Source organism: Xenorhabdus taiwanensis (genome assembly GCF_036512875.1).
Classification (GTDB): domain Bacteria; phylum Pseudomonadota; class Gammaproteobacteria; order Enterobacterales; family Enterobacteriaceae; genus Xenorhabdus; species Xenorhabdus taiwanensis.
In genome coordinates, this window is record NZ_AP028978.1 from 861,590 (window position 1) to 878,926 (window position 17,337).

A 17,337-nucleotide genomic window follows, 5' to 3' on the forward strand; every position below is an offset into this window, starting at 1 on the left:
TTTTACACCATAATACATCTTAGATAATTAACAAAATTTTTATTTATACCTATATAATTTGACCGCAATCTTAACAAGGTGAAATCTTTTAAGCCGCGGCTTGAAAGGGATAAACCACTATCATCATATAACTAATAAAATTTTGAAATACATGGAGATATCCCATGAAATTATCGTTTAAAGCGTCAATTTGCGCCCTTGCAGTTTCGTTGTCACTGGCACCGTTAATTGCAAATGCCTGGGAAAAAGATAAAACCTATGACATTACCATCTTGCATACTAACGATCATCATGGTCACTTCTGGCATAACGATTATGGTGAGTATGGTTTGGCGGCTCAAAAAACGGTGGTAGATTCCATTCGTCAGGAGGTTGCCAGGAAAGGGGGGAGCGTATTGTTATTGTCAGGTGGTGACATTAACACCGGCGTACCGGAATCAGATATGCAAGATGCTGAGCCAGATTTTAAGGGTATGAATCTGGTGGGATATGATGCGATGGCATTGGGAAACCATGAATTTGATAAGCCCTTAAGTGTGTTGTTCCAACAACAAAAATGGGCAAATTTTCCATTTCTCTCTGCCAATATTTACCAAATCAGTACAGGCAAGCGTTTATTTAAGCCATATGTCATTTTTGATGAGCAAGGCGTGAAGGTCGCAGTTCTTGGCCTGACAACCGATGATACAGCGAAAATAGGTAATCCGGCTAATTTTCCAGATGTTGAATTCCGCGTTCCTGCCGAAGAAGCCAAAAAGGTTATTGAAGAGCTGAAAAAGAATGAAAAACCAGATGTGATTATTGCGGCAACCCATATGGGGCACTATAACGATGGTCATCATGGCACAAATGCGCCGGGAGATGTTGAAATGGCACGTAGTTTGCCTGCGGGTTATTTGAATATGATTGTGGGGGGGCACTCACAAGATCCGGTATGTATGTCTGCGGAGAATAAAAACTATAAACAAGTAGATTATGTTCCGGGTACACCTTGTTCTCCTGATCGCCAAAATGGTACATGGATTGTTCAGGCTCATGAATGGGGAAAATACGTAGGTCGGGCTGATTTCCAATTCCGTAATGGTGAATTCAAGCTGGTTCATTATCAATTGATCCCTATTAATCTAAAGAAAAAAGTGACAAAAGAAGATGGCAGTACGGAACGTGTTTACTATACACATGAAATTAAGCAAAATCCTGAAATGCTTAAGCTGCTGACACCTTATGAAGACAAGGGCAGCCGGATACTTAATGTAAAAATAGGTTCAGTAGATAACAAATTAGAAGGTGATCGCAGTAAGGTACGTTTCGTGCAAACAAATATGGCACACCTTGTATTGGCTGCTCAGATGGAACGGACAAACGCTGATTTTGCTGTGATGAGCGGTGGTGGAATTCGTGACTCTATTGAAGCAGGGGATATTACTTACAAGGATGTCATGAAAGTTCATCCATTTGCTAACCAGGTGGTTTATGTGGACTTCAAAGGTAGCGAAGTTTTGACCTATTTGACGTCTGTTGCAAATATGGAAAAAGATTCCGGTGCTTATGGTCAGTTCTATAATGTAAGCTTCGTGAAGGATGGTAAGAATATCAGTGATGTAAAAATCGGTGGTAAGCCATTAGATCCAAATAAAACTTATCGCATGGCGACGTTGAACTTTAACGCGATTGGAGGAGATGGTTATCCACGGATTGATAATTTGCCTGGTTATGTTGATACAGGATTTGTCGATGCTGAAGTATTGAAAGGATATATTGAAAAACATTCTCCATTGAAAACCTCTGATTATGAGCCGAAAGGTGAAATTCATATAAATAATATCAACTGATCAATCGATTGCTGTTAGTTATCTGTATAAAAAGACCATCTGAAAGGTAGATGGTCTTTTGTTTATTATCAATAAGGAGTGTTATGCATAATCTATAATAGGAACGGTTAAGACTGAATAATAATTTAATTATTAAATAGCATAGTAATTAATGATTTTTTTCTCCTTTGGTTGGTGGTTTTCAAGTCCATATTTCATGTATAACGCTATGTGAGTTGAGGGACACACTTTCTAATACAATAATCCTTCCTCCAATTAATGTTTTTGAGATGTTAATGATATTCTTTGCGTAAAGAAAAATATCTTTAAATCCTATTGAATTTTCATTTAATGAAAAATAAGCAAGAACTAAACCATTTTCATCTAAAATAAGATAAACTCTGGCTACATCGGATTATTAAAATATAATTGATTTTGAAAGAAAAAGTATTCTACATCGCGATTTTCTGGACAGAAAAATGAGAGTAAATATTTTTCTGTTCTGCAAAGTCTATTTTGTAAAAATCATCTTTTGATTGTTTTCTATTACCTTTCTAAGCATTTTAATTGCTTTAGGGGCAGTGATAACAATTTTTTGAAAAAATGACGAGGTGATCATTTTATTCCTCTTCTATTTAAATAAACTAAGTTAATTGAAATAGTAATCAGTGATTTTTGCGCCGTGAGGAAAGTATATCGGCATTATTGTTTATCGCAAGGCCCTGTTTTAAAGAAAACAGAGCCAGCTCGAAAAAATTCAATGGGAATTGCAATTAATTTTCAAATTTTAGCAATATCAGCAAATGAACAGTTAAGTAATTGGCATAAATCTGTGGGAGACAATTCAATATCTAAACCACGTTTACCGCCAGAAATAAATAGGGTTGGTAAGGTTTGTGCCTGACTGTCAATCGCGGTAGGTAGACGTTTTTTCTGTCCCAGCGGGCTAATACCACCCACTAAATAACCCGTTACTTTTTGTGCCAGTTGAGGATCGGCCATATCTGCTTTTTTGGCTTTGAAAACTTTAGCCACTTTTTTCAAATCGAGCTGCCCAGAGACGGGAGTAACAGCGACAACAAGATTTTTAGGATCACTATTCAATGAAACCAACAATGTCTTAAAAACCTGATTAGGATCTAAACCGAGTTTTTTCACCACTTCATCACCAAAATTATGTTCGTTGACATCGTGGTCATAAGAATGAAGTTTGAAATTAATTTTTTGTTTTTCCAGCAAGACAATAGCGGGAGTCATATTTTTTCCTATAACGATCAATTTATAACTGCTTATCCGTAATGATTAGCTTTCAGTATGAAACAGGTGACGTTGCTATGCTTGTATTTTTGCTAGCATCTGCCGTAAGTTATTCTTGCCGTGAAGGTGTAAAGCGCCTACTGCAACCAAATATTTTCCTGCCGATAAGCGATGTAATTGCTCACTCCATTGATGGTTGCGTTCAGACATTAGGGTTTGATAAATCTCTGCGCAGAATGTCATTGGTATTACCTGATTTTGTTTCTCAGGTTTGTAATTCATCCACCAGCTAATCATAGTCTGTAAAGCACGGGCATTGGTATGCCAATGAGTAATGGTATCTTCCAATAGTGAGATCCCACTGTTTGGCAAATTGGTGAGAAGGCTAACTTGCGCATCAGTTCCTTCCAACTCAATAATGGGTTTATTGATAGCTTTTGCACTATTCAGTAACTGGCAATCGATACCATATTGAGGTTGTAACCCTAAATATTGGGCTTGAGCAGCCTGTAATATCAATGCAACCTGCCACGATGGTAACGGATCTAGCAACGTGACAGGATGTTGAATTTCTCGGCAATAGTGTTGTAGACAGGCAAAATGTTCGGGAGATAAACGTTGTGATAGTTCGGGCTGTTCAGGAAACGTTTCCTTGAAAGGGGAATTGACCTGAGTGATATCTGCTTCGACAATCAGCGCATCCGCTTGCTCCAATTGTTCCAACAATACTTCAGAAAGTGGGTACATGTTTTTAGTACCCATATGAATGCTGCCAACAATATGTAATTGTGTGTTTTTATTTAGATTGATGTCAAAAGCAGGATAAGGGTAATACCGTTGGGAATTAAATCCCAATATTTTACTGAAATATGTCATTAATTTTCCCATATTGCATACTCCAATAGCTGGCATGGGACAGTATGCTAACCTGTTCATAGCCAACAAGAAAGAGGGAAAAGTGCGGGATGAAAAGCTAAACGGAATATGTTTAGCTTTTCATGGGGAAATAAAATTTCCTGGATGTTTAGGTCAGGACTTAGGCTTGAAACGCAATAAGCGATTAGCATTACTGACAACAGTAATAGAGGACAATGCCATGGCTGCACCTGCAACGACAGGGTTTAATAAAGTGCCTGTGAAAGGGTATAAAATGCCGGCTGCAATTGGAATACCCAAGGTATTGTAGACAAATGCACCAAATAGGTTTTGCTTCATATTGCGTAATGTACCGCGGGATAATTCCACTGCATCAGCAACCCCATGCAGGCTATGGCGCATAAGGATAATTGTTGCGGTTTCTATGGCGATATCACTGCCGCCTCCCATTGCAATGCCAACATCCGCTTGTGCCAATGCAGGAGCATCATTTATGCCATCACCGACCATTGCCACTTTTCGGCCTTCTGATTGAAGTGTCTGAATGGCCGCTGCTTTACCATCAGGTAAAACACCGGCAATAACTTGATCAATACCCGCTTCCTGGGCGATAGTATTCGCCGTGGTCGGATTGTCTCCTGTCAGCATAACCAAACGATAGCCTTGATGATGTAAGCGTTGCAGGGCAGAAACGGTATCCTGGCGCAAGGGATCACGAATGGAAAACAGGGCAGCGATTTTCCCATTGGCTGACAGAATAACAGGGGTAATGCCTTTTTCTGCCTGTGCCGCAACGAGCGGTTTTAATTCTGCGGTTTCAATCTGATGCTGCTCAAGTAATTTTTGGTTACCCAATAACAGAATAATATCGCCGACTTCCCCTTTAACACCCAATCCCGCCAAGGTACGGAATGCTTGTACTTCGGGTAATTTTTGTCCCTCAACCTTCAGTAAAATAGCTTTTGCCAGAGGGTGATTTGAGCCATTTTCCAATGCACCGGCCCATAGCAATACTTGCTCTTCGGTGAAACCATTAAAGGTGTGGATCTCTGTCACTTGCGGCATACCTTCAGTTAAGGTGCCTGTTTTGTCAAAGACAATAGTATCCAGTTGGCTGGCATGTTGCAGGGCATCAGCATCACGCACTAATACACCTAATTCGGCTGCCCGTCCTACTCCTGAGATAATGGACATAGGGGTTGCCAGCCCAAGCGCGCAAGGACAGGCGATAATCAAGACTGTTGTTATGATGACCAGTGCGTACATAATTTGTGGAGTAGGGCCAACAAAATACCAAATCATGCCAGCAATCAGGGCGATAGCAACAACAATCGGTACGAATATTGAGGATATTTTATCCGCCAATTGGCCGATTTCAGGTTTACTGCTTTGTGCCTGACGAACTAATTTGATAATGCGAGCCAGAGTTGTTTGGCTGCCAACCGCATTAGCTTTAAATAAGACCGTACCATCCTGAACTACAGTGCCGGCATGGACGATATCGCCAGTTGTTTTTTGCTGAGGAATGGGTTCACCTGTCAGCATGGCTTCATCCAGCCAAACTGTACCTTGAATAATTTCACCATCAACCGGAACACGATCTCCTGTTGTCAGGCGCAATACCATATTGGGCATAACATCGACCAGTGGCACTGTTTTTTCGCCTTCAGTGGTAACCACCTGCGCTGTTGGTGGGGTGAGATCCAATAACCGCTCAAGGGCCTTGGAAGAGCGTTGGCGGGCACGTTGTTCCAAGGCATGGCCGAGATTGATTAAACCAATGATCATGGCACTGGCTTCATAATAAAGATGGCGGGCTTGGGGTGGAAAAATGTCTGGCCATAAATTGACGCTCATTGAATAGAGCCACGCTACGCCAGTACCTAGAGCGACAAGGGTATCCATTGTTGCACTGCCATTTTTTAGGCTTTGCCACGCATTGCGATAAAAATGCCCACCTGCAAATACCATGACACCCAGTGTTATCAAACCAATAGTTAACCAAATGGCGTGGTTTGCCGGTGTAAGTAGCATATTGTCGCCTATCATTCCCCACATCATGACAGGCACTCCAACCACTAACGCAAGGGCTGATTGCCAGCGAAAGCGGCGCATATTAGCTTGTGCTACTTGTTGTTGGCGTTCACGGCGCTCTGTTTCATCCTGAATAACCTCAGCGCCATAACCCGCCTTGATCACAGCTTCAACTAAGGCATTTGGTAATGCGTGGCCTGTGATCAATGCGCTTCTTTCCGCGAGATTGACTCTGGCATGTTCCACGCCATCAACGGATTGCAGGGCTTTTTGTACCTTGCTGACACAGCTTGCACAGCTCATGCCATCCAGCAGGAGCTGAATACTGTCATTATCATTTGCATCATTTTTGTTGTTGTGTTCAACAGAAATTGTTTCTACCGGAGTCGAAGATATTACCGCTGCCAAAGACTCCGGAGTCTGTGGAACATGTATTGCCAGCGGCTCAGTTTTTGGGTAATCGGCTTCCGTTGCTAATTCAGCGTGATATCCGGCTTGTTCAACAGCATGAATTAAAACATTGTCTTCTGCTGTACCATAGATTTTTGCTGTTTGAGTATCAACTTCTGTGGCGATAACACCTTCCACTGTTTCCAATGCCTTTTGTGTCTTATCCGCACATTTCATGCAGCTTAAACCTGACAGGTGCAATATAACATCGGGCTGGATGGCAACAGTGGCTTGATAATCTTCAGCAACAATAGCGGCAATCAATTCATCAGATGAAATGTTACTGATAATTTTGGCATAATTGAGACTCACATCTGCCAATTCAACGCCGGGTATTTTCTCCAGCGCTTTTTTAACCCTGCCGACACAATGCATACAAGTTAGGCCCTGAAGTGCGAGAATGGTGGTTGTGGACATAACAATATCTCCTGATACAGAGTGATATACTTATCATTAAGGCTAAACCTTCCTGCAAGGGGAAGGTCAAGGGGAAATAATGAATATCAGTGAAATTGCCCGTAAGACCGGTTTAACCAGCAAAGCGCTCCGGTTTTATGAAGAAAAAGATCTCATTACCGCACCAGAGCGGGGAGATAATGGCTATCGTCATTACCAAAAAAGACACATTGATGAACTGATGCTTTTGCGTCAGGCGAAAGAGGTCGGATTTACGTTGGAGGAGTGTCGTGAATTGCTGCGATTATTTCGCAATCCTCACCGTCACAGTGCCGATGTAAAAATGGCAACCGTGCAAAAAGTGGCGGAAATAGAAAAAACGATGTTGGAATTGCAAAAGATAAAGGAAAAATTACAGGGATTGGTGGCTGAATGCCCGGGAGATGATGGGGCTGATTGTCCCATCATTGAGCATTTATCTGGCTGCTGTAAGTATCACGGTTGATGGGGAATAGGTCTCACCTTTAATGTGATTCCGTCAACGGCGATGACTTCAATTTCGGTATTGGCTGGAAGTTCTCGGTCACAATGAACGCGCCAACTGCCATCAGCCAGTTTGACCCGGCCAAAACCGTTTTCGGTATCCGTGATTAAACGGGCACGCATTCCAATTAACTGGTGGTTTTTCTGATTGAGCGTTTTATCACTAGCCTGACGTGGGCGATGGCGCAGCCAGCTACGCCATGCAATAACAGAAAGCAAGGTCAAGACAGCAAACAGAGTGCCTTGCAATTCCCAGCCCATAGTAGGAAAAATCCATGTGATCAGGGCAACAACGACGGCCGCACTTCCTGTCCACAACAGATATCCTCCCGTTCCCAGCAATTCTGCAATCAGAAGCAGGCCACCAAAACAGAGCCAGAACCAGGCTGGCTGAGCGGCGATCTGTTCAATCATAACAAGTTATCCTGTATGGCTATTTATCCTGTTTGCTCTTCTTGCTTTCGGTAATTAATTCAGCAATACCACCAATAGCGCCCATCAAATTGCTGGCTTCCAGCGGCATCATAATAACTTTGCTGTTATTTGAGGCACCAATATTGGTGAGGGCATCGGTATATTTTTGGGCAACAAAGTAGTTAATTGCCTGCATATCACCATTAGCAATAGCGTCAGAAACCATTTTGGTTGCACGCGCTTCTGCTTCGGCGGCACGTTCACGGGCTTCCGCCTGAAGGAAAGCTGATTGACGCTCCCCTTCTGCTTTCAGAATTTGCGACTGTTTTTCCCCTTCCGCTTTCAAAATGGCTGCCTGACGAATACCTTCCGCCTCAAGAATATCTGCGCGTTTGGTACGCTCGGCTTTCATCTGAGCGTTCATCGCAGAGATCAACTCTTTCGGTGGACGCACATCGCGGATCTCAATACGCGTAATTTTGACACCCCACGGGTTAGTGGCTTCATCGACGATTGCCAGTAATCGGCTGTTGATGGAATCGCGTTGGGACAGCATTTCATCCAGTTCCATTGAACCTAACACGGTACGGAAGTTGGTCATGGTCAGGTTGATGATGGACAGTTCCAGATTGCTGACTTCATAGGCGGCACGTACGGGATCGACAACCTGAATAAAGCAGACAGCATCAATGGTGACATTGGCATTATCGCGAGAAATGATTTCCTGCGAGGGTATATCCAGAACCTGCTCCATCATATTGATTTTACGACCGATACGATCAATAAATGGCATGATAATGTGCAGGCCTGGTGTTAATGTACGGGTATAACGGCCAAAGCGCTCAACAGTCCATTGATAACCTTGTGGAACGGTCTTGACACAGGTAAAAACGATAGCAATCGCAATAACGATTAAAATCGGTACAGCACCAAAAGAGAGTAAATCCATAACAATTCCCTTACTTAGCTAATTATGGAATATATAAATTTTCTTTACTTAATAGAGTAAAGAGTATACATGACGGCGGTATTTAGATGCCAGAGCATCTCCAGTGCCCAGTGCAGAGAGAATATCCATCATCGTTTTCTTCACTGCACCCTCGGCAGCAGAAAGATCCTTTTTCAGAAAACTAAATAGTAATTCCAGGGCTTCTTCATTACGGCCAACTGTGTGTAACTTCGAAGCCAGTTGTACGGCTAATTCAGCATTTTCTGGTTGAGTTGCCAACTCTTGTTGTAGTTGTCGAATCTCAGGTGAATCAGCCGCCTCTTTCTGGGATTTAAGGTATTCAAGTAATTCATTATAGCGTTCATCTTGTGCTTCTAATGGAATGGTATCCACTATTTTTTGAGCCTCTTCAAGATGATTGAGTGAAAGGTTCACTTGGGCTAGCAGTAGGGTAATCTCGGTATCTTGCGGGTTTTCTTGATGGATTTCTTTCAGTAAAGGTAATGCCTCCTGAACCTTACCTTCTGCAAGTAGCGCGTTCACTTGCTCTAATAGTGATTTTTCCATTTGAGGAAGGAGAGTGGCAAAAATTTTTCTGATAGCTTCATCGGTTTGGATACCTTCAAAGCCCTGAACAGGACGAGCTTCTTTTACAAACAGTACGGTAGGTAAGCTACGTACACCAAATTGTGCAGCGATATGGAAAAGTTGGTCACAATTAACCTTAGCCAAAGCAAATTGCCCTGCATATTCATGGGCTATTTTATCAAGCGTGGTTTCTAATTCATGGCAATGTAGGTCCTGTGGAGACCAGAAGTAGAATACGACAAGCTGGTTGAGAGAGTGCTGTACAACTTCGGCAATATTCGATTCATCAATATTAATGATATGGGCAGTATTGTTGTTTGTATTCACGGTTGGTTCCATGGGATTTTTCTCTGAGTCGTTGTAAGGTGATTACATGAATAAATAAGACTTGTTTGTCCGTTTTTCAATGTCTATTTACTTTGCCAGCGCAAGATTCTATCGAGCCAGCGTTCAGGGAGCAGACGGCGCATTATTTTTACTACATGAGTCAATAACGTAACAGAATAGCGTAATTTCGGGTTGGGGCTTTCCAGCGCATGAATGAGTTTAGAAACGACATCCTCAGGCATCAGCGTGAAACGACGAGCAAGGCCTGGATTCTCAACCGGATGATCCTGCTGTGTTTGATTGACATTCTTCGTAAAACGGGTATGGATTGGACCTGGCTCTATCAGGCTGACTTTAATGTCTGTTCTTGCCAATTCTCCACGTAAGGCATCCGACCAGGCTTCAAGCGCATATTTACTGGCAGCATACGCCCCACGGCCTGGCGTCGAGATCAATCCCATAACAGAGCTGGTTTGGACAATCCGTCCTGCGCCATAAGCGCGTATAGCTGGCAGTAGCAGGCACGTCAGTTGGTGGGTGCCAAAGAAATTGGTGGAAAACTGTTTTTCCATCTGTTCGCGGGAGATGCTTTCCAATGGACCGTAGACACCAAATCCCCCGTTATTGAATAGCCCGAACAAACAACCGTTGGTTAATTCGATGACTTTCCTGGCTGCACGCTCTACGCTTTCTTTATCATCTAAATCCAGTTCGATGGGTTCGAACCCCAATTCATGCATATGTGCCAAATCAGCGGGCTTGCGGCAAGCTGTGAGTACGCGGTAACCACGTTGATGGAGGGTTTTGGCCGCGACTAATCCGATCCCGCTAGAACATCCTGTAATAAAAATGGCTTTTTGCATAACTTTACCTGTTCACTTGCATCAATTTATGGAAATAAATGATTTACTATTAAGAAATATCCTTACTTAAGGAGAGTTGATATATACCGACAATTTGTTGGACATCCAATCAGCGATGAAGGGTTGTGCGGCTTGATTGGGGTGCAACCCGTCATCTTGCATCCATTCTGGTTTGATAGCAACGTGCTCCATGAAAAATGGCAGCAGAGGAATTTGGTTGCGTTCAGCAAGCTCAGGATAAATTTTGGCAAAGGATTCGGTATATCGCTTTCCATAATTAGGTGAAATTCGGATTTGCATTAACAATGGTTGTGCGCCGGCTTGTTTAATCAGAGTAATGCCCTGTTGCAAATCTTGTTCTATGTTTTGAATGGGGAAACCACGCAGTCCATCATTCGCACCAAGCTCTATCAAAACCCATTTTGGATTGTGCTGTTTCAATAATTCAGGCAAACGTTCAAGCCCTTGTGCTGCGGTATTACCACTGATACTGCCGTTAACAATGACTGTTTTTTTGCCGGTTTGTTGCCACTGTTTTGCCATCAGTGCAGGCCATGATTGCTCAACTGGCAAACGATATCCGGCACTGAGGCTATCACCTAATATTAGCAGGGTATTCGCTGCTGTTGCTCTGGCACTGCATAGCACCAACAATAAAAGGAAAAATACATGGCTGTAGAAAGTATTCTTGAAGTTCATCATCTCACTAAACATGTAGGCCAAGGGGAACAGGTAATTAATATATTGCAAGGTATTGAGTTAGTTGTCGAGCCAGCACAGACAATTGCATTAATTGGTGAATCAGGATCAGGTAAATCAACCCTTCTGGGTATTATTGCCGGATTGGATGATGGCAGTGGAGGAGAAGTTCATCTGTTGGGGCAGAATATTAGCCGTATGAATGAAGAACAGCGCGCGCAGTTAAGGGCAGAAAATGTAGGTTTTGTTTTTCAGTCATTTATGTTGATCCCCACTTTGAATGCATTGGAGAATGTCCAGCTTCCGGCACTATTGCGTAGTGAATCGGAAAACCAAAGCCGTGAACAAGCCATTGAACTGCTCGAACAGTTAGGGTTGGGAAAACGCCTGAAACACATGCCAGCCCAACTTTCGGGGGGAGAACAACAGCGGGTGGCTTTGGCACGGGCATTCTGTACTCGTCCCAAAATCCTGTTTGCTGATGAACCAACGGGTAACCTCGATCGCCAGACAGGAGATCGCATCGCCGATTTGTTGTTTTCCCTGAATCATGATTACGCCACCACGTTGATTTTAGTCACGCACGATAGTCAACTCGCAGCACGGTGCCAACGTCGTTTACGTCTGGTGGATGGCAAATTGCGGGAGGAAGTATGATTTGGCGCTGGTTTTGGCGTGAGTGGCGTACACCCTCTCTTCTGATAGTATGGTTATCCCTGACCTTAGCGGTGAGCTGTGTGCTGGCATTAGGGCGTATTAGTGATCGCATCGATCAAAGTGTACATTATCAAAGCCGTGATTTTCTGGCGGGTGACCTTGTCTTAAGGGCTTCATACCCCGTTGATGAAACTTGGTTACAAAGGGCACAAGAGCAGGGGTTGACATTAAGTCGCCAAATTGCATTTTCGACCATGACTTATGCGGGAGACATTCCACAACTGGCTCAGGTGAAAGCCGCAGATGAGCGTTATCCTTTGTATGGCGAACTGGAAACCAATCCGCGTGGGTTAAAGCCAGAAAAAGGTTCTGTATTGGTGGCATCACGATTGTTGACATTATTGGGGGCCAAGGTTGGAGATAGTATTGACGTGGGAGATACCACGTTGCAGATTCGTGGGGAATTATTGCAAGAGCCTGACAGCGGTTTCAATCCCTTCCAGATTTCTCCCCGAATTTTAATCAATATTGATGATGCTCAGGCAACCGGGGCGATTCAACCCGGCAGCCGTTTGACTTACCGTTATATGTTTGCGGGTTCTCCTACCGCCATCCAATCATTCCAGCAATTCGTAGAGCCGCAATTAAAAGCGGATCAACGCTGGCTGACATTAAAACAAGATAATAGTGTCATGGCGCAATCGATTGAGCGTGCCCAGCAATTTTTACTGCTGTCAGCTTTGTTAACATTACTACTTGCTGTAGCGGCAATGGCAGTTTCCATGACGCATTACTGCCGCAGCCGACATAACCTGATTGCTATCCTGAAAACATTAGGCGCAGGGCGCTGGGCCTTGCGTCAATGGATCATTGGGCAATGGCTGGTGATATTGCTTGCCGCCATAGCGGTAGGTTCCATTTTAGGATTGATTTTTGAATCTGCATTGATTCGAATTTTGGCAGGAATGCTGCCTAAAATGTTACCGCCTGCGGGAATGTGGCCGTGGGTATGGGCGATAGCTGCTCTGTTTGGTATTGCCATGTTGGTGGGGGTTCGTCCTTATCGCCAACTTATGGCTACCCAGCCTTCACGGGTATTGAGAAGTGATGTAACGGCATCCATTTGGCCATTGCGTTACTATTTGCCTGTGGCGGCATTAATCATAACCGGAGGATTAGTATTACTGGCAGGCACTAAGCCGTTGTTATGGTCACTGTTAGCCGGAGTGCCGATTGTCGCATTGTTTTTGGCACTATTGGGATGGGGTGGATTATGGCTACTACGCCGCGTGACGTTCCGTCAGTTAAGTTTGCGTCTGGCGGTCAACCGGTTACTGTGCCGTCCCTTTCAGACTATGACCCAATTGGCGGCGTTTTCCCTGTCATTCATGTTGTTGGCTCTGCTGATTATGGCAAGGGGAGACTTATTGAACCAGTGGCAACAGCAATTACCACCGGATAGCCCTAATTATTTCCTGATTAACATGACCCAACCCCAAACGGCTCAAGTTAATGACTTATTGGCTAAATATCAGGTGAAGCCGACCGATTTTTATCCAGTGGTATTGGCACGCTTGACAGAAGTGAACGGACAATCTGCGCTGGAATGGGCGAATGAAAAACACCCTGAGAGTACTACCGTGCGTCGTGAACTGAACTTAACATGGAAAGCAGAACTGCCACCTTTTAATACCTTGATTGCGGGAACATGGCCGCCAAAATCGAACGAAGTTTCCATGGAGCAAGGTGTCGCTGAACGGTTAAAAATTAACTTGGGAGACAGGCTCACATTCACCGGAGATACCCGAACGTTTCATGCCACAGTAAGCAGTATTCGCAAGGTGGATTGGGAGAGCATAAATCCGAATTTCATTTTTATTTTCGCCAAAGAAACGTTGGAAAATCAGCCCAGAATGTGGTTAACCAGTTTTCATTATGAAGGGGATGGAAAGCTGCTAACGGAAATTAACCGCCATTTCCCAACCATCAGCATGTTGGATATTGGTTCGATACTCAAACAAGCACAAGGCATTTTGCAGCAAGTTAGCAAGGCATTAGAAGTTATGGTCGTTTTGGTGATGATTTGTGGCGGATTGCTGTTATTGGCACAAATTCAGGTCGGAATGAGCCAGCGACAACTTGAACTGGTGGTATACCGCACATTAGGGGCGAGCAAAAAGCTTTTGCGGCGTACATTATGGAGTGAATTTGCTCTGCTTGGTTTTATGGCTGGTTTGGCAGCGGCATTTGGTGCAGAAATCGCACTTTGGTTGTTACAGACTCAGGTCTTTGATTTTCCGTGGCAGCCACAATGGCAAATGTGGTTTCTGCTTCCTATCATCAGTAGCTTACTGCTTTCACTATGTGGTGGCTGGTTAGGAATCCGGTTATTACGGAAGCAAGGGCAATATCGGCGCTTGCCTGAGTAATTTCTACATCTTTGATAAACCTCGTTGGCTTAAGCGAGGTTTATCAGCGATCTATTTGACCAGATATTATCAGGCAAATTCTTCTCTTAACTTGGGTAGTATCCAATCGCCAAAAATCTTTAATCCTTTTATATAATCGGGGAAAATCAACATAACGCCATCCAACTCACAAGTACGTATTAAATCTGTTAGTTGCTTGTAGCAGGTATCTGGCGTACCGATGGCAGTATGAGTCATAAAGGCGTTTTGGGAACGTTCTACCATCGCATTGCTTTTTCCATCCGTATTAACGCCAAAACTGCGCATCATATTTTTGACAGCTTCTACATCCAACCCCTGACGATAGAATTGGGCGAGAGTTTCAGCGTAAGCATCTGTTTCAGCGCAAATGACGGTACACATGCAGAATGTTTTAGTTGCTGTGTTGTATTCAGCAGCAATACGTTTGGCCGTTAAACTGATATTGCGAGTTTCAGCTTCATCCTTGCCACCGATAAAACAAACATCAGTATGACGCACACTGAAATGCAGCCCTTGTTCGGATTGGCCGGCACAAACGAGATAAGGTCGCGGAAGGGAAAGAGGTTTTGGTTCAGAAACGCACTGTTTTAAATGAAAATAAGTACCTTCATGATTGACTTGTTTTTCACGCCAAAGTCGTTTGATCACCTGAGTCCACTCTTCTGTCATGGCATAGCGCTGGTCATGATCCAAACTGTCATCCCATTCCCCCATTTGTTCAAATTCATCTCGGAATGAACCGGAAACAATATTCAGCCCTGCACGTCCCTGACTAATATGGTCCAATGTGGCGATCATTTTGGCCGTAACCGCCGGATTATGCAGCCCGGCATGAACAGTTGCGATCAATTTTGCGCGGTGGGTAACTTCGGCAATCCCCGCCATCATTGTGACGGATTCAAGCGAGCAACCCCAATGATCTGTTTCACCACCAAACCCGCGCCATTTTCCCATGGACATAATGAAATCAAGGCCAATCTGGTCGGCCAAAATAGCAGCCTCTCGGTTCTGTTTATAAGACGCATCCAGTGGTGGTGTGTTTTTGGAGATGATCCACCCACCTTTGGCGATGGGCAGAAATACTCCGAACTCTTTCTTTGACATCACTATTTCCTTGGTTGTACGTTATTTCAGCTCATTTTTACCTTATTCAGTAAATTGGGTATTTTCAACCGTGTTTTTTCTTATTTTATGAGCAGGAGGTTTCATCATTAATGTTACGACAAGAACAACAAATACGGGAATGGCAATAATCAGGAATGCAGAGGTAAAACTGCCTGAATAATCTTTGATAGCACCGGCAAAAAAAGGCGCCAGACAAGCCAGGGTAGATATCAAGTTCATGATAGAAAACAGTTCCAGATAAGGCTTGCGGCCAAAATAGTTAGCCAGCAATACGCTGGATGCAAGGAAAGTCATGCCATATCCCATTCCGACACACAACGTGAACGCAATCAAGAACGGCCATGAAGAGGCGGTACTCAACGCAATCAAGCCAAGGATAATAATGAATAGGCTGATAATCAGTAATTTTTTCGGATCTACCCATTCCCCAACTGCACCGCCGGCCAATCTGGAAAACGCATTGATAAAGGCCATTGTGCTCAGTAACCCTGCGGCGATAGCTTCACTGAAACCATTTTCGATAATATGGGCAACAGCAAAACTGTTGACAGTAATACCACACCATAAAAATGCAGTGTAAGTTGCAGCAATCACATAGAACTGCCATGTCCGTAGTGCTTGACGTGCGGTCCAACGTTGCTTGGTGCGATAAATGCTGGGAGTATTCTGGTTGCTATGTTTCTGGTTTACGGCTTTGGCGTGGGCGACTTCCCGTTTACCTTCCTGAAGAGTGATAATCGTCAGGATAACGAAGATGGAGAGGATAATGGCGGAAATCATCCAATGCATTCGCCATGTTCCCCAAATACGGGTTGCCAGAAAGTAGATCCACGGGCCAATTACCCCACCTAGTCCACCTATCGTGAAGTAGAAACCAAAAGCAAGGGACTGTTTCTCATATAGTCGTGAAATCACATAAGTGCCTGGTACTGTCGCTAGAAAAGTAAAACCGATACCAATTAAAGCCGTACCAATAAAGTACGATGAAATAGCGTATGTGTGATAAAGTTTGTAGAAACCCGCCAGAAAAATCAGCAGGCCAATAGACAGGGTAAAACGAACGCCAACTTTACGGATAAATATTGTTGGCAGAAAACTGGATAGCCCGCAAGTCAGGCCAAGCAGTGTGAACCCTAACCCTGCATTTGTCCAACTCCAGCCCAGTTCATTAATCATACTTGGCAGGACAACACCCAATGATGTAAAGGTTGTTGCTGTGGATAAAAAATAGACCATGCCTAAAAGTATCAGCAAAAACCACTGATAAGTACGCCCAAATTTGTCGTGTTGAATGGACATTGTGACTCCATCAAGGATATAAACGATTAAAAGCGGCTCTATTTTATGTGTTTATTAGAAAAAGCTGTATCGAATAAACACACCATAGCTAAATTGATTCGTGCGAAAGCCAGACGTATCTTTTGCTTGTCAAAGCTGATACTGGGGAAATAGTCATATTTTTTACGGTCTTGGTTTTGGCTATCCATTGAGCAAACAGCACATCCTTTAATGAGCCATAGGACAGATCATACCCTGTGATTTTGCTGGCACTGAGATTTGGCACAAACTTATAATAATAGGTGTTACTGCCGCCTTTTTAGAATGCAGCGCTGTTTTTTATTTTTATAAGGTTTTATTTCATATCTTCTTATGCAAGAGTACACCAAAATTATTTAATTATAATAAAATACATAAATCGTGATAAAAACATTGAGATTAAAATAATTTCATCTTTAGCAAAAGAGGTTAAAAATGTGTCCGGTATTTCTTGACCGCTACATAACAACCGCGGTGGCAGGGATACAACAGTGGTTCACCACCGCGGAATATTATCATGGGTTGTCACATTTGCATCAGATGTTTTGCAATATTCCAACACAATTCCGATTGGCTAAATT

The 17,337-nt window shown here is 43.4% G+C and carries 14 protein-coding genes; 4 read left to right on the plus strand and 10 right to left on the minus strand.

Translation table 11 applies throughout. The annotated features are described in order from the left end of the window. Nucleotides 1–164: 164 nt before the first annotated feature. Nucleotides 165–1,832, plus strand: coding sequence for a bifunctional UDP-sugar hydrolase/5'-nucleotidase UshA (gene ushA, locus ACE1SE_RS03745; protein WP_374052706.1), 1,668 nt, complete (start codon nucleotides 165–167; stop codon nucleotides 1,830–1,832). A 759-nt stretch (nucleotides 1,833–2,591) separates the two neighbouring features. Here ushA and ybaK read toward each other — a convergent pair. From ybaK to copA, 3 genes are all read right to left on the minus strand, one after another. Then, on the minus strand, nucleotides 2,592–3,068 hold the full coding sequence (gene ybaK / locus ACE1SE_RS03750; protein WP_374052707.1) for a Cys-tRNA(Pro)/Cys-tRNA(Cys) deacylase YbaK: 477 nt from the start codon (nucleotides 3,066–3,068) through the stop codon (nucleotides 2,592–2,594). A 75-nt stretch (nucleotides 3,069–3,143) separates the two neighbouring features. After that, on the minus strand, nucleotides 3,144–3,956 hold the full coding sequence (locus tag ACE1SE_RS03755) for a TraB/GumN family protein (protein ID WP_374052708.1): 813 nt from the start codon (nucleotides 3,954–3,956) through the stop codon (nucleotides 3,144–3,146). Nucleotides 3,957–4,097: 141 nt separating this feature from the next. After that, nucleotides 4,098–6,845: a copper-exporting P-type ATPase CopA gene (gene copA / locus ACE1SE_RS03760; protein ID WP_374052709.1), complete on the minus strand. Its 2,748-nt coding sequence runs from the start codon at nucleotides 6,843–6,845 to the stop codon at nucleotides 4,098–4,100. A 79-nt stretch (nucleotides 6,846–6,924) separates the two neighbouring features. Between copA and cueR the strand changes: the two genes are divergently transcribed. After that, on the plus strand, nucleotides 6,925–7,329 hold the full coding sequence (cueR, locus tag ACE1SE_RS03765) for a Cu(I)-responsive transcriptional regulator (RefSeq protein ID WP_374052710.1): 405 nt from the start codon (nucleotides 6,925–6,927) through the stop codon (nucleotides 7,327–7,329). On the opposite strand, the gene ACE1SE_RS03770 is transcribed toward cueR, so the two are convergent. The 5 genes from ACE1SE_RS03770 to tesA all read right to left on the minus strand — a co-directional run bounded on the left by ACE1SE_RS03770 (nucleotide 7,320) and on the right by tesA (nucleotide 11,207). Then, entirely contained in the window at nucleotides 7,320–7,781 is a 462-nt protein-coding gene (locus tag ACE1SE_RS03770; protein ID WP_374052711.1) for an NfeD family protein, read from the minus strand. The two genes, cueR and ACE1SE_RS03770, sit on opposite strands and share 10 nt — an antisense overlap. Nucleotides 7,782–7,800: 19 nt before the next feature. Continuing rightward, a complete protein-coding gene (locus ACE1SE_RS03775; protein ID WP_374052712.1) occupies nucleotides 7,801–8,730 on the minus strand; it encodes an SPFH domain-containing protein in 930 nt (309 codons plus the stop codon). Nucleotides 8,731–8,778: 48 nt separating this feature from the next. Beyond that, nucleotides 8,779–9,657, minus strand: coding sequence for a co-chaperone YbbN (locus ACE1SE_RS03780; RefSeq protein WP_374052713.1), 879 nt, complete (start codon nucleotides 9,655–9,657; stop codon nucleotides 8,779–8,781). 71 nt (nucleotides 9,658–9,728) lie between these two features. Beyond that, nucleotides 9,729–10,508 (minus strand): SDR family oxidoreductase, encoded by a 780-nt coding sequence (locus ACE1SE_RS03785; protein WP_374052714.1) that lies wholly within the window; start codon nucleotides 10,506–10,508, stop codon nucleotides 9,729–9,731. 66 nt (nucleotides 10,509–10,574) lie between these two features. Beyond that, nucleotides 10,575–11,207, minus strand: coding sequence for a multifunctional acyl-CoA thioesterase I/protease I/lysophospholipase L1 (tesA, locus tag ACE1SE_RS03790; protein WP_374053586.1), 633 nt, complete (start codon nucleotides 11,205–11,207; stop codon nucleotides 10,575–10,577). Here tesA and ybbA point away from each other — a divergent pair. Both ybbA and ybbP read left to right on the plus strand, forming a co-directional pair. Then, nucleotides 11,178–11,864 carry a putative ABC transporter ATP-binding protein YbbA gene (gene ybbA, locus ACE1SE_RS03795; RefSeq protein ID WP_374052715.1) on the plus strand — a complete coding sequence of 229 codons (687 nt, stop codon included), beginning with the start codon at nucleotides 11,178–11,180 and terminating at the stop codon, nucleotides 11,862–11,864. The genes tesA and ybbA overlap by 30 nt on opposite strands. Continuing rightward, nucleotides 11,861–14,293: a putative ABC transporter permease subunit YbbP gene (gene ybbP / locus ACE1SE_RS03800; protein ID WP_374052716.1), complete on the plus strand. Its 2,433-nt coding sequence runs from the start codon at nucleotides 11,861–11,863 to the stop codon at nucleotides 14,291–14,293. The genes ybbA and ybbP overlap by 4 nt, the downstream gene beginning before the upstream one ends. A 69-nt stretch (nucleotides 14,294–14,362) precedes the next feature. Here the strand turns inward: ybbP and ACE1SE_RS03805 are convergent, their stop codons facing one another. Together ACE1SE_RS03805 and ACE1SE_RS03810 are read right to left on the minus strand one after the other, a co-directional pair. After that, nucleotides 14,363–15,418, minus strand: coding sequence for an LLM class flavin-dependent oxidoreductase (locus ACE1SE_RS03805; protein WP_374052717.1), 1,056 nt, complete (start codon nucleotides 15,416–15,418; stop codon nucleotides 14,363–14,365). Nucleotides 15,419–15,460: 42 nt separating this feature from the next. Beyond that, entirely contained in the window at nucleotides 15,461–16,738 is a 1,278-nt protein-coding gene (locus ACE1SE_RS03810) for an MFS transporter (RefSeq protein ID WP_374052718.1), read from the minus strand. Nucleotides 16,739–17,337: the final 599 nt, after the last annotated feature.

Bases quoted from the DNA above. Each gene is read 5' to 3' on its own strand.
- ybbP (WP_374052716.1), top strand. From the start codon at position 11,861: ATGATTTGGCGCTGGTTTTGGCGTGAGTGGCGTACACCCTCTCTTCTG.
- ACE1SE_RS03775 (WP_374052712.1), bottom strand. From the start codon at position 8,730: ATGGATTTACTCTCTTTTGGTGCTGTACCGATTTTAATCGTTATTGCG.
- ACE1SE_RS03810 (WP_374052718.1), bottom strand. From the start codon at position 16,738: ATGTCCATTCAACACGACAAATTTGGGCGTACTTATCAGTGGTTTTTG.
- tesA (WP_374053586.1), bottom strand. From the start codon at position 11,207: ATGAACTTCAAGAATACTTTCTACAGCCATGTATTTTTCCTTTTATTG.
- ACE1SE_RS03770 (WP_374052711.1), bottom strand. From the start codon at position 7,781: ATGATTGAACAGATCGCCGCTCAGCCAGCCTGGTTCTGGCTCTGTTTT.
- ACE1SE_RS03785 (WP_374052714.1), bottom strand. From the start codon at position 10,508: ATGCAAAAAGCCATTTTTATTACAGGATGTTCTAGCGGGATCGGATTA.
- ushA (WP_374052706.1), top strand. From the start codon at position 165: ATGAAATTATCGTTTAAAGCGTCAATTTGCGCCCTTGCAGTTTCGTTG.
- copA (WP_374052709.1), bottom strand. From the start codon at position 6,845: ATGTCCACAACCACCATTCTCGCACTTCAGGGCCTAACTTGTATGCAT.
- ACE1SE_RS03755 (WP_374052708.1), bottom strand. From the start codon at position 3,956: ATGGGAAAATTAATGACATATTTCAGTAAAATATTGGGATTTAATTCC.
- ACE1SE_RS03805 (WP_374052717.1), bottom strand. From the start codon at position 15,418: ATGTCAAAGAAAGAGTTCGGAGTATTTCTGCCCATCGCCAAAGGTGGG.
- ACE1SE_RS03780 (WP_374052713.1), bottom strand. From the start codon at position 9,657: ATGGAACCAACCGTGAATACAAACAACAATACTGCCCATATCATTAAT.
- ybbA (WP_374052715.1), top strand. From the start codon at position 11,178: ATGGCTGTAGAAAGTATTCTTGAAGTTCATCATCTCACTAAACATGTA.
- ybaK (WP_374052707.1), bottom strand. From the start codon at position 3,068: ATGACTCCCGCTATTGTCTTGCTGGAAAAACAAAAAATTAATTTCAAA.
- cueR (WP_374052710.1), top strand. From the start codon at position 6,925: ATGAATATCAGTGAAATTGCCCGTAAGACCGGTTTAACCAGCAAAGCG.